The organism is Pseudomonas sp. BJP69, assembly GCF_007633355.1.
Classification (GTDB): domain Bacteria; phylum Pseudomonadota; class Gammaproteobacteria; order Pseudomonadales; family Pseudomonadaceae; genus Aquipseudomonas; species Aquipseudomonas juntendi.
Genome location: NZ_CP041933.1, coordinates 4599674 through 4611186 on the forward strand (window position 1 = coordinate 4599674; position 11513 = coordinate 4611186).

Annotated in this window: 9 protein-coding genes and 1 pseudogene; 6 read left to right on the plus strand and 4 right to left on the minus strand. The window is 63.4% G+C overall.

Going from position 1 to position 11513, the window contains the following annotated elements:
- Positions 1 to 10: 10 nt before the first annotated feature.
- The gene (locus FPB55_RS21545; RefSeq protein ID WP_009685010.1) at positions 11 to 274 is read left to right on the plus strand and encodes a DUF3613 domain-containing protein; all 264 of its coding nucleotides are present in this window, start codon (positions 11 to 13) and stop codon (positions 272 to 274) included.
- Between the two features lie 25 nt (positions 275 to 299).
- On the opposite strand, the gene FPB55_RS21550 is transcribed toward FPB55_RS21545, so the two are convergent.
- The gene (locus FPB55_RS21550; RefSeq protein WP_009685009.1) at positions 300 to 722 is read right to left on the minus strand and encodes a prepilin peptidase; all 423 of its coding nucleotides are present in this window, start codon (positions 720 to 722) and stop codon (positions 300 to 302) included.
- Positions 723 to 797: 75 nt separating this feature from the next.
- Here FPB55_RS21550 and FPB55_RS21555 point away from each other — a divergent pair, with 75 nt between their 5' ends.
- Complete coding sequence (locus FPB55_RS21555; RefSeq protein WP_110679678.1) at positions 798 to 1241, plus strand: TadE/TadG family type IV pilus assembly protein; 444 nt, start codon at positions 798 to 800, stop codon at positions 1239 to 1241.
- Positions 1238 to 3883 carry an ATP-binding protein gene (locus FPB55_RS21560; protein WP_125855333.1) on the plus strand — a complete coding sequence of 882 codons (2646 nt, stop codon included), beginning with the start codon at positions 1238 to 1240 and terminating at the stop codon, positions 3881 to 3883. Before FPB55_RS21555 ends, FPB55_RS21560 begins: the two co-directional genes overlap by 4 nt.
- On the opposite strand, the gene FPB55_RS21565 is transcribed toward FPB55_RS21560, so the two are convergent.
- Positions 3868 to 5823 carry a pilus assembly protein TadG-related protein gene (locus FPB55_RS21565; RefSeq protein ID WP_238706604.1) on the minus strand — a complete coding sequence of 652 codons (1956 nt, stop codon included), beginning with the start codon at positions 5821 to 5823 and terminating at the stop codon, positions 3868 to 3870. The two genes, FPB55_RS21560 and FPB55_RS21565, sit on opposite strands and share 16 nt — an antisense overlap.
- Positions 5824 to 5964: 141 nt before the next feature.
- Between FPB55_RS21565 and FPB55_RS21570 the strand changes: the two genes are divergently transcribed.
- Positions 5965 to 6255 (plus strand): DUF3509 domain-containing protein, encoded by a 291-nt coding sequence (locus FPB55_RS21570; RefSeq protein WP_009684480.1) that lies wholly within the window; start codon positions 5965 to 5967, stop codon positions 6253 to 6255.
- Positions 6256 to 6272: 17 nt separating this feature from the next.
- Here the strand turns inward: FPB55_RS21570 and FPB55_RS21575 are convergent.
- Positions 6273 to 9160, minus strand: a pseudogene (locus FPB55_RS21575) (DUF6531 domain-containing protein); the annotation flags it as partial.
- 371 nt (positions 9161 to 9531) lie between these two features.
- On the minus strand, positions 9532 to 10002 hold the full coding sequence (locus FPB55_RS21580; RefSeq protein WP_009681701.1) for a phosphate-starvation-inducible PsiE family protein: 471 nt from the start codon (positions 10000 to 10002) through the stop codon (positions 9532 to 9534).
- Between the two features lie 540 nt (positions 10003 to 10542).
- Here FPB55_RS21580 and FPB55_RS21585 point away from each other — a divergent pair.
- Positions 10543 to 10806, plus strand: a complete 264-nt coding sequence (locus tag FPB55_RS21585; RefSeq protein ID WP_009681699.1) for a DUF3077 domain-containing protein — start codon at positions 10543 to 10545, stop codon at positions 10804 to 10806.
- A 234-nt stretch (positions 10807 to 11040) separates the two neighbouring features.
- On the plus strand, positions 11041 to 11304 hold the full coding sequence (locus tag FPB55_RS21590) for a YebG family protein (protein WP_029886905.1): 264 nt from the start codon (positions 11041 to 11043) through the stop codon (positions 11302 to 11304).
- Positions 11305 to 11513 lie beyond the last annotated feature (209 nt).

Sequence of the window (11513 nt, forward strand, 5' to 3'; positions counted from 1 at the left end):
GGAGGTGAACATGATCAGGTACATGATGGTGCTGGCCTGCTGCATGGGTAGCGCGGCGCTGCACGCCGAGCAATACCCGCGCCCGAGCCCTCAGGATGAAACGGCCACCGAGCGGCTGCTGCGTGTGCAGTCCAGCGGCGCACAGGCCTCGCGCCACCTGCAGGTACAAACGGCGCGGGAACGCGACCAGTCCATGCAGCGCTGGCTGGATACCTACAAGTACGAGATCCCCGACTTCTACCGCTGGACCAAGATGACCGAGCGCAACAATTAGCGGGGGCTTGCCGTGTCGTCAACGCTCAGCCCAGGCAGGCCAGTGAGACGGCAAAGCCTGCCAGCAGACAGGGCGCGAACGGCCTTTTTTGCCGCGGCTGTCGCGCACCTCGGCGAACCAGTTGCCAGGCCACCAGCACCACCCCCGCAGCAATGAAAGTGACCAGCACGTGAGCAACGCTGCTGGCCAGCGCCAACGCACCGAGCAGCTTGACGTCACCGGCCCCGAACTGCCCCAGCGCGTAGCCCGGCAGCGTGAGCAGCAGCACGATGAACAACGCCAGCGCCGCATCACTGCCCTGGGCACCGAGCCAACTGCGCCCTGTGGCCAGCAACCAGGCCAGCGCAAGGGTTGCGGCACCCAGCGTCAGTACATTGGCTATCTGCCGTTCGCGGGCATCCTGCCCGGCGCACAACGCTAGCCAGACCAGCAATGCAAAGCTGTGCATGGGCAATTGGCCATCCCTGTTCGTCGATCGGTTCTATGCTGTTGTTCAGGACACATGGTCAGGGTAGACGCAATCATGAAAGCAGGCCCGGCAAAACGGCAGCACGGTGCGGCAGCCATCGAGTTCGCCGCGGTGTTCATGATCTTCTTCGCCGTGTTCTACGGCCTTGTCAGCTATTCCCTGCCCATGCTCATGCTGCAATCGTTCAACCAGGCCAGCGCCGAGGCGGTGCGCCGCTGCGTGGCGCTGGACCCGGACAGCCCCAGCTACACCAACGATGTGCAGAACCTGGCCCGTCAGGTCATCAGCCAGCAGTTGCAGTGGCTGCCTGCTGCCTTCGACTTCCAGCCGGCCAGCGACGCACAGGTCACCTTGGGCTCCAACAAGCTGCTGACGGTAGCCATCGATTATCCCAAGGCAAAACTCACCCATGTGCTGCCCATGCTGGTGCTGCCGTTGATTGGCGAGGTACCGCGCCTACCCGACCGGCTGCGTGCCGAAGCGAGCCTGCAACTGTGAACGGCCTGTTCGAGCGCTGGCTCGGCGGCCAGGCCCCGCTGCCGGTTGAACAGCACACTCCAGCCACCGGGTTGCAATTGTGGCTGGATGATCAAGGCCACGTGCTGCGCCTGGCCGGCCCCCTGCGCACGCTGCTGCCGGCAAGCCCGCACCACGCCGCGCGGGTGCATGACTACCTGCAACGGCATAGCTGGCTGGTACTCGAAGGCGCCCCGGCGGACTGGCAGGGGCAGCCGCTGGACCTGGACTTCGTGACCGTGCACGGCACTGCTCTGCATACGCGCGGCTGGCTCCTGCGCCAGGCTGACGGGTGGCTGCTGCAGGTGTTCGATATCGGCGACCTGCTGGGTGAGCGCGAAAACCACGCCCATGACCTGGCGCAGCACCACCTGGCCTTGGCGCTTGGCCGTGCCATGCGTGACTGCGACGAACAGCACCTGCTGCCGACCACAACCGCTCAACTGCAACACTTGGCCGAGCACTGGCAGGCGGGGGCCCTGCGCCTGCTGCTGCCAGGTGACAGCGGCTGGTACAGCTACGCCAGCAGCGATGCCGTTTGGCCCTGGGCAGACGACGAGCGCCTGCGTGCCTGGCTGCATACGTTGCCAGCCGCCGCTCGGCAGCTGGCGGCCGAGCACCCGCTGCTGCAGTCGTCGGCTGCCGGCCTGCCGCTGGTCGCCCTGCCCTACCAGCACGGCCATTGTGTTCAGGCCTGGTTACTGTGTGCCGGGGCACCAAGGCCACCCACACCCCAAGCGCAGGCTACCCTGCTGCCCGCGCTGGTCGAACCGCTGCTCAGCCGCCTGCGCCAGCAGCAGCTGCAGCAGCGCGCCTGCCACCTGGATGAACTGCAGCAGCAACTGGGCGCTGGCTGGTGGTCATGGCCCTTGCAGGGGCCACTGGCATTCGACCCAGCCCTGGCATCACGCCTGGGCCTGCCGCGGGATGCCACCTGCGAACAATGGTTCGGCCGTTTGCACCCGGCCGACCGCGAAGCTGCACGCATGGCGCTGGCGCAACTGCGCGACGGCATCGCCTTGAACCTGAACCTGCGCCTGTTGCCCGCCGACGACCTGGCGGGCCCACGCTGGCTGCAGTGGGTCGGCCAGCTGCGCGGGCGCCAGGTTCAGGGCTTCGTGCTCGATATCAGCGCCTTGAAAGCCCAGGAGCTACAGGCCGGGGCGGCCCGCGCCCGGCTGGAAAACCTGATCGCCAGCTCGCCAGCGGTGATCTACATCCAGCGCTACGCCGACGGGGCGCTGCACAGTGATTTTTTCAGCGCCAGCCTGACACCGCTACTGGGCTGGCCCAAAGACGGCGAATTGGCTCAGCAGCCCGGCCAGGCGGTGCACCCGGACGACCGCACGCTATGGCTGGAACGTACGCGCACGCTACTGCGCGACGGCCAGGTTCGCAGCCGCTACCGCTTGCGTGATGAGCGCGGCGGCTATCACTGGATACTGGACGAGGCCCGCCTGCTACGTGACGACCTGGGGCAACCGGTGGAGGTCGTGGGCCTGTGGCTGGATGTCAGCGAGGCCACCGAGGCTGCCGAACGCGTGCGCCAGAGCGAGGAGCGCTACCGGGCGCTGGTGGAAGACTCGCCCGCGCTGATCTGCCGCTACACGCCTGCGCTGCAATTGCTGTTCGGCAATCGGCCGCTGGCCGAGCTGCTGGAGTGCCCGCCACAGCAACTCGGCGCAATGAACCTGGGCCAGTGGATGAGCGACAGCCAACGCACGGCGTTCGTGCAGCGCCTCGCCACGCTGAGCCCGCAGCAGCCGTTGAGCAGTGCCGAGGTCTGCCTGCAATTACCGGGGCGCCGCAACGCCTGGTGGGTGTGGGCCGAGCGTGGCCTGTTCGATGAGCACGGGCAACTGGTGGAGATCCAGGCAGTTGCCCGCGACAACACGGCAGTGCGCCATAGCCAGCAGCAACTGCTGCAGGCAGCCAAGATGGCCACCTTGGGCGAACTGGCAACGGGGCTGGTGCATGAACTCAACCAGCCATTGACCACCATGCGCCTGGCGGTGGTCAACGGGCTGAAACGCCTGGAAAGCGGTGCCGCCGATGTTCCGTACCTCACAGGCAAGCTGCAGCGCATCGACAACCAGCTGGAGCGCGCCATTCGCCTGGTCGAGCATTTGCGCACCCATGGGCGGCGGTCCGAGGTGGAACAGCAGGTGTTCGCCGCCTGGGTGGCGGTGCTCGGTGCGCAGGGGCTGCTGGCCGAGGGTTTGTGCGGCAAAGGCGTGACGCTGGCCATCGAGGCGCCCGAGCGGTGCCCGCACGTGCTTGGCCATCAGGACCAGCTCGAGCAGGTGCTGATCAACCTGGTGGTCAATGCGCGGGACGCTTTGCTGGAACGGCGCGTTGCCCACCCACACATCCGCGTAGGCCAGCGCATCGAGCACGGGCAGTTGTGCCTGCTGGTGGAAGATAACGCCGGCGGTATCGACCCGCGCCTGCTCGAGCGCATTTTCGAGCCGTTCTTCACCACCAAGCCAGCAGGGGTCGGCACCGGGCTCGGTTTGTCGGTGAGCCACGGCATCGTCGATGCCATGGGCGGCAGGCTGGCGGTGCACAACCGCAACGAAGGCGCCTGCTTCGAAGTGTGGTTGCCGATCTACAAGGCCAACTGAGCGCGGTTGGCACAGGTGAGGTTGGCGCCGATCTCGGCGTTGACCAGGTCGATGCCAAGGGCTTTGAGCAGCACGTTGAGCAAGGGGTCGAGCAACGGGCTGAGCAGGTTCCTGATCAAGGGCTCGACGATACCTTTGACCGTGCCGAGCACGTTGCCAACCAGCACCAGCACATCGCCTAGGCCGCTGTTCACGGTGGGTTTGTAGGCTTCCAGCTGTATGCCCTGCAAGGTCTCGGCCAGGCTGCCGACGACCGTGCTGTTGGCGGTTTGCATGCTCTGGTAGGCAGGGCTGAGGCCGATGTTGGGCGGCACACTGTCGGGCGCCTGGAACACCAGTGGGCGCTCGACGGCCCCGCTGCCCAAAACCTTGCTGTTGACGCGCACGCCCAGCCCGCCTCCAGTGAAGGGCATGCGGGCGTCACAGATGGCGGGCAGTATCAGCAACCGGGTACACCGCTTGGTACCGATGTCCACCAATGGCAATGCTTTGACCACCGTGGTGCCGCTCATGAAGAACGAATTGCTGGACTCGAAACGCCCCACCGCAACCTTGGCCGCCGAGCTTTGCGCTTGCGTGACAAGGCGCTTGGGTGAACAACTGAAGGTGCCTGGGGCCTGCGGGTCGAGGCGCGTGGTCGCTTCCGCCACCTCAAGGCCGATATCCAGCGACAGCTTGTCCGGGACCAGGATGATATCGGTGACAGTGCACGGCACGCCGACCAGGCACAGTACCGATTGCAAGGTACTGGCGAGGTTCAGGCTCAGCAGGTTGTTGAGCACATTGGTGATCGGCCCGACCAGGTCGAGTACCGCGTTGAGCAAGCCGAACACCGAGTCGAGCAGCGGCAGGTCGAGCGAAATCATCGCCCGCACCTGCGCGGTATGTACCCGCAATTCATCGGTGCGCGGGTCACCCACCGCAGAAATCTGCTGCGGCTCGATCACTTTCAGGCGGACCCGGCCATTGACCAGCCCCAGCACGCTGACCGGCAAGTCCACCGTTGCCGCACTTTCACTGACCGCCAGCTGGATAACGCCCTGCACCAGTTGCAGCAACTGGATACTGGCATCCAGCCCGGCCTGCGTGGTGCCGTTCTGGATATCGAGCAAATCGCCCAGCTGCAGCAAGGTGCTGTTGCTGGCACCCAGTGCCAGCTTGCCCAGGTTGGTCACCACGTTGGCGGCCGCGCCGCTCTGCTGCAGTACTTTCACCGCCGCCTGCAGCAGTTGCGTAGCGGTAGCATCGGCGCTGAGCAGTTGCCGGTAGTCACCGGCCTTGAGGTTGAGGTCGATGGCCAGTTGGTCCAGGTAGCGCAGCACGTTGAGCTGGGTGCTGGCAATGCCTTGCCAGCCGGCCACATCAAGCTGCACGTTACCGCCCAAGGCACCAAGCAGGGCATTGAGCAACACCGACTGTCGCGAATCGACGGTGGCCAGGGTGGTTCGGATACTCAGCATGGCCTGCGGTGGAACAGGCGACGAAGCCACCGCATGGGCGTGCAAGGTGGTGGTCAGCGGCACCCCTGTGCCCTGTGCCAGGCTATACACCCCCGCCGCGACGCTGGTGGGGACTGTGTTGCTCACGTCCACCCGAATCGCCTCGGTGCGGTTGTTGTCCGTGGTGAACGTGCGCAGGCTGTTGGCGCCGGTCTGCAAGTAGCCGCAGCTGGCCGCCAGCGGGTTGCCGGGCGCATGGCCGTTGCGGGTGGCCGCCGCCCGGGCAACCACCGTGGCCTGCGGCCCGCTGCCGGTGCAAACGGCATACTGGCCGGCCGCCTCCAGCGCGGCCATGTCGGCAATGCGTTGCAGCTTGCGCTGCTCCAGGTACAACCGGCCGCTGTCGATCACCAGCAGCATGAACAACAGCGCCAGGCCCAGGGTAACCACTGCCATGAGGCCGATTGCGCCACGCTGGCGGGCAGCGAATGAGGGAAGCACGGGCACTCCTTTGCCGGCCATTGGCCATGCGTCGCGGCTGCGATGCAAGGAGTGTAGTTGCGCTAATGGCCAATTGCCCTACTTGAACGAACCGGGTGCGGGCCGGTCAATTTCTGCAGTCCACCTTTGCAGGCTTCAGGCATGAACAATCCATTCGAGCAGATCAGCGCCGCCTTCGCCCCCGAATACCGGGTAAACCTGAGCATTGCCAACCTTGACGGCAGCATCATGCTGACCCTTTCCGATGACGCTGGCGTGGTTGCCAAGCGCCTGATCACCCGCGCCCAGCGCAACGACCCGGTGCGCCTGCAGCGGGTGATCGACAGCATACGCCTGGGCCTGGCCATCGAGCTGGGCCAGAACCCCTTGCAGGTGCTGGCTGCGCTGACCCGCGACGCCCGTCACGAGCCACGTGCGTTCTTGGCCAATTGAGGGTTAGTTGCGCTGCTACCGGTGCTAGGCACTTGCGATAGCTTGTCTGCTGGCAAGGTCTCGGCAAGCTGGCAGGCCTTGCGACTCATGGCGTCATACCGAAGCAGCTGGTGAGCTTGCTCAGGGGGCGGTAGACCTCGCGGTGGAGGTCGTCGCGCTCCATGTCGCTGATCACCTGACCGTCCAGGTTGAACTGGTGCAGGTGGTTGCCCTTGCGGCCATCCGGCAACGTCAGGGTCGTCAGGTTACTGAGCGGGTCGTACTCATAGCCCAGCGTCCCGTCGGGCGTGATTTCCTGCGTCAGCCGGCCCAGCAGGTCATAGGCGTACTTGAGCTTTTCTTCCGTGATACCAAACTTCTTGCTTGTCCCAGTTGGTTGCCGCTCGATGCTCAGCAACCGGTCGCCATCGTCATAAGCGAATGTCTGCGTTGCATCGCTGTTGATCTTGGCGATCAAGCGGCCAATGGCATCACGCTCGAACAGCGTATGGCGCTCGGGCCGTTCGGCATTCTCGCCATAGCCAATCTCATCCAGTCGCGTCAGATGGCCACCGACGTTGTAGCTGAAACGCCGGGTCAGGTTATCTACCCGCACCTCTTCAATCAGCCGGTCCGACACGTCGTAGGCAAAGCTGTAGGTCGCGTTGTTCTCGTTGACCAGCGACGTCAGTCGCAAGGCCTTGTCATAGCCGTAGCGAACCATCTCTCCTTTCGGGTCCTGACGGTTACTGGGCAAACCACGGGAAGTGCGCAGCAGGCGGGTGGTCTGGCCTTTGCCATCGGTGTGGCTGAGCACCTGGCCAAGGCCGTTGTAAGTGAAGGTTTCCGCCGTGCCATCCGGATGGTGGATGCGCAACACTTCCCCATCGGGCTTGCGCTCCAGCGTGGTGGTCTGGTTCAGCGCGTCGGTCACTGCAATGAGGTGCTGGCGCTCGTCGTAGCGATAATACGTGCTCTTGCCTGAGCAATCCTGGTAACGCTCGACCTGGGCCAGGGTGTTCCACCACAGGTACTTGGACTTGTAGGTCGCATCGATGATGGTGTGCGGCAGGCCGTCATCGCTGTTCAGGTACTCGGTCATCTGGCCGAGGGCATCGAATTCGGCGAGCAGGTTGCCCTTGTCGTCGTAGCGCGCTCGCCAGGTGCTGCCGTCCGGGTAGCTGACCTGGGTCACCAGTGTAGTCAGGTGGTGATATTCGTAGGTGGTCTTGCGGCCCAGCGGGTCGGCCTCTTCGAGCAAGCGGGAGAACTCGTCGTACTTGAATTGCAGGCGGTTACCGTCCGGCAAGGTCAGGCCAACCATATTACCGTTTTCGTCCAGCTCGATGGCGTAACGCTCGCCACCATAATCGCGACTGGCGACCACGCGGTGGTCGGCGTTGTACTGCACTTCCAGTTCCCGGCCAAGCACGTTGGTGGCCCAGCTGGTGCGGGCGTCGAGGTCGTAGCGGAAATGGTAGTGCTCGCCATCGCTGGTCCAGTGCTCGACCACACGCGGTTTGCCGCCGAGGGTTTCCCAGCGGTAGTGGCAGCCCAGGCCCAAGGCGTTGCTGTGGGTCACCATCAGGCCTTCGACATAGCTGAAACTGCGCACGCTGTCGCCGTTGCGGTTGCGCACCGCGCTCAGCTGGCCATGCTCGTCGTAACGGTACTGGGTGAGCGTTTCGACCGCATGGTTGTCCACCACGCGCTTGATATCGGTCAGGCGGCCCAGCGGGTGGTCGTAGTGCAAGTGCACGCGGGTGCCGCCGGTGGCGCTGATGTCGGTCAGGGTACCGTCAGGCGTGCGGGTGAAGTGCAGGAAGTGGCCGAGGACGTTCTCGATACGCTGCAGCGGCACTTCGGTGTTGGTGTCTGGCACTTCACCGAAGTAGAAGAACAGGTTGTCGAGGGTCTGCAGGATGTAGTGGCCGCCCTCGGTGCACACCAGGTACACCTGCTCGTGCGGGTTGTAGATCCGCTCACCCGGTTGCAGGGTCACGAAGGGGATTTCGCGGCCCTGGTTGTCGGTGAGGTAGATGAAACTGCCGCTGCGACGCAGGCTCTGTTCCCACGGTAGTATCCAGCCGCGGCCGAGCACGCTGTCGACGGTCAGGTCGCTGGCGTAGAAGCGCGACCACTCGATCGGCATCAGGCCCGGCAGGCTGAAGTCGATTTCATCGGGGATCAGCTTGCGGCCCGTCGTGAGGTCGACGGGGTTGCCGACCAGGCCACCGATGGCTCTGCGCGCCACGGGTTCGACCACGTAGCGGCTGGCCACCTCACCTGCGATGAAGCCTGCGGTGAACTTCAGGGCGCAAGGCATGATGGCTTTCATGCCGGCTTGGGTGCCGACCTTGATCAATTGGGCGATCATGCCGGCGGCACCGGCGACGGCCATCAACGTATCCACTGTGGTGCGTAGCCATTCAGGGACTTCGTCGTCCACCGGCAGGTAACGGTAAGTGCCGCCGCCGATGTAGACATTGTTCGAACCACCGGAAATGGTCGCGCCGCAAGTCAGCTTGTCGCCCTTGCGCGCGGCCGCCACGCCATTGATGAAGACGATGGTCGAGCCCTCGGCGATCTGCACCTGGCCGGGGTGCTTGCTGCAAGCGCCCAGGCTCTTTTCGACGCGGGCGGCCTTGCGGCTGTTGATGAAGACGTTGGGCGAGGCAGTCAGTATCGTCCCTGAGGGGGATGAAAACAGGCCGCCCAACGCCTCGCCGGCAGCGGTCAGCAAGCTGCCGCCAACCCCCGCCGCGAGACCTGCCAGCAAAGCTACGCCGAACCCGCAGGTGAAGGTGGCAAAGGCCACGGTGGCCACGCTGGCCACCAGTGCGATGCCCAGAGCGGCCCCCAACAGGAAACCGCCCAATGCGCCGGTGTGTGAAATATCGTCGCCGAACCTGGCTGCTTCGAACATGAGGGATTACTCCTGTTCGCCAGGTACGGAACGGCTTGCGATAGCGTCAAGACGCGCCATGATCATCAGCATCTCCCTGTAAACGCTCGGCATGAATCAAGTCATGTGCCGGGTTACCCTCCTTGAGAGCTGCTGAGTTAATAGGCTTGTGCGCCATGGTGTCAACCGTGCGCAGGCCACGCCCTCCGTGGGTTACAGCCCAGGGAGGGCAATATCAAAAAGCCATAACCCAGGGATTTTCCGGGTTTGGACAACAGGGTGCCATACGTTGGCGTGATGCGCGTTCTTTGGATTTTCAGAGGCGTCTGTAAGAAAAAGCCGCAGCTTTCCGCGACCTGCGGTGTTGTGCTGCTCACCTATGCCGCTGAGGCCTACTTGCCCTCTTCCACTTGCTTGCCGTTGGCATCCAGCACCTTGGTCGAGGGGTAGCGGTACGAGGCGTAGCGCACCACCAGGATCGAGAACGCCAGCAGCAGAATGCCCCCGCACAGGTACAGCAGCCCTTCATCCGGCGCCTTGTGGTGCGAAACATCGCCGATCAGCAGGCGGGTGAGCGCGGTGATTGCCACGTACAAGAGGAAGCGGATGGGCATGTGGTTGGTCTTGAAGTAGATCCCGACCATGGCCCCCAGCTCCAGGTAGATGAACAGCAGCAGGATGTCATCGACGCTGATCCCGCCCTTGCCGAGCATGTCCAGGAAGGTGACCACCGCCGCATAGGCGGTGATGGCGCCGATGCCGAACAGGGCAAGGTAATGGAAGGCTTCGACGCACAGGTTGCCCAGCGAGTCGGCCGAGCCGTGCAGGCCCTTGCGCAGTTTTTCTGCCCATTTGATGTTCACGATGTTTCATTCCCCACTACGACTTTCAAGGATGATGCGCCACGGGTGTGACGTTTCTGCCATGCAGTTAAAGGGCCAGGCCCCTGCCATGGGAAGGCGGCCGATTGCCGCAAGGCACTTTGTGGCATGGCAAGCTACTGAAAATGAAATGGCATTGCGCCAGCGGAAAATCAGATTTAAGCCCTTTCTTGTAGGGCATTTCCCAAAGATACTCCCTGCCATTGTGGTGTTCGGTGGTGCGCACTAGTCTCGGGCGGTCGTTGCCAATCAACGACCGGCTTTGACAGGCCGCCCTGAACTAACCACATGGCTTAGCCGTTATGGCAGCTGTCATGGGGCACCTCGTGTGCGCCGGCTTTTGGTTCTGTTCACCGGTCTGTCAACCCATGTACAGCTGCCGCCTTGATGTTTGACAGCAGAAGGTGGTGGCCCCAATTTTGAACAGGCCTACATCATGCTGAGAGTTATCCCCGATCCACCCCGCTACATCCATTCCCTCGAATACACCCTGATTCCAAAGGCACATCAGGGGACTGACCAATGACCACAGAAGACACCCAGTTCACCGTCGGCAAGACCACTTTCTACCAGGGCGAAAACGGCACCCACCCGCTATTCCGCATCGAGCCCGGTATCCCGTGCAGGGATGCCCGCGAACAGTCTTCGGAGTTGATGGGGTATGTGCGCGAATTGACCATCACCGGGTTGATGGATGGGAAGCCGATGATGATATGGGCTGCGCATTACTTGAGTGCGATGGCCAAGGCGCTGATGGATGATGCCGAGCTGGGGATGAAGCAGTGAGGGTTTGGCTCTAGGTTGCAGGAGGGCTGGCAGGGGGTTGCCGCAGCATTTTCAGCGCCTGGGAGATCGAGCGCCGCCCGCGCGGCGCTCGATCTCACAGGCGATAAAGATGTTGTGCCGGACGCCCCCGCAAAACACCCCACTGCAATTTCTGCTTGCGAACCAGCCCACACTGCCATTACTGTATATAGATACAGTAAATTGCAAACCAGCAAAAAGGCATAGAGGTGATGAATGGCCGTCGAAGTGGTGTACCGCAGCAGCCGCGACCCGGAGCGCTTGTTCATGGATAAGGCAGAAGCCGACCGTCACGACAAAATGCTCGAACTGGCAGAGCGCCTGGCTGAAGTGCTGCATAAGGCAGTGCCATCGCTGACCGAGCAGCAGGTTGAAGAAGCCGGTATCTACATGGCCAAGAACCGCGATGTGTTCGCCCGGGCGTTCAAGAGCCAGCCGGATGCGTTGGCCGAGTTGCTCGACGGGCAACCAGCCGAGTGATTACCTGCACCGGCCTCATCGCTGGCAAGCCAGCTCCCACAGGGATCGCATCAGGGCTGACAGGTGTTTGCCACAAGGTATGGCAGCGCCTGTGAGATCGAGCGCCGCCCGCGCGGCGCAATCGCGAGCTGCGCTCGCTCCTACGTTTGTTTCGGGCCAGTAACGCCTGTGACAGGCGCGCGCGGCCGCCTTGTTTGTACGGCGCGATA

Coding starts and splice junctions, on each gene's coding strand:
- FPB55_RS21545 (WP_009685010.1), top strand. CDS start 11: ATGATCAGGTACATGATGGTGCTGGCCTGCTGCATGGGTAGCGCGGCG.
- FPB55_RS21550 (WP_009685009.1), bottom strand. CDS start 722: ATGCACAGCTTTGCATTGCTGGTCTGGCTAGCGTTGTGCGCCGGGCAG.
- FPB55_RS21555 (WP_110679678.1), top strand. CDS start 798: ATGAAAGCAGGCCCGGCAAAACGGCAGCACGGTGCGGCAGCCATCGAG.
- FPB55_RS21570 (WP_009684480.1), top strand. CDS start 5,965: ATGAACAATCCATTCGAGCAGATCAGCGCCGCCTTCGCCCCCGAATAC.
- FPB55_RS21585 (WP_009681699.1), top strand. CDS start 10,543: ATGACCACAGAAGACACCCAGTTCACCGTCGGCAAGACCACTTTCTAC.
- FPB55_RS21590 (WP_029886905.1), top strand. CDS start 11,041: ATGGCCGTCGAAGTGGTGTACCGCAGCAGCCGCGACCCGGAGCGCTTG.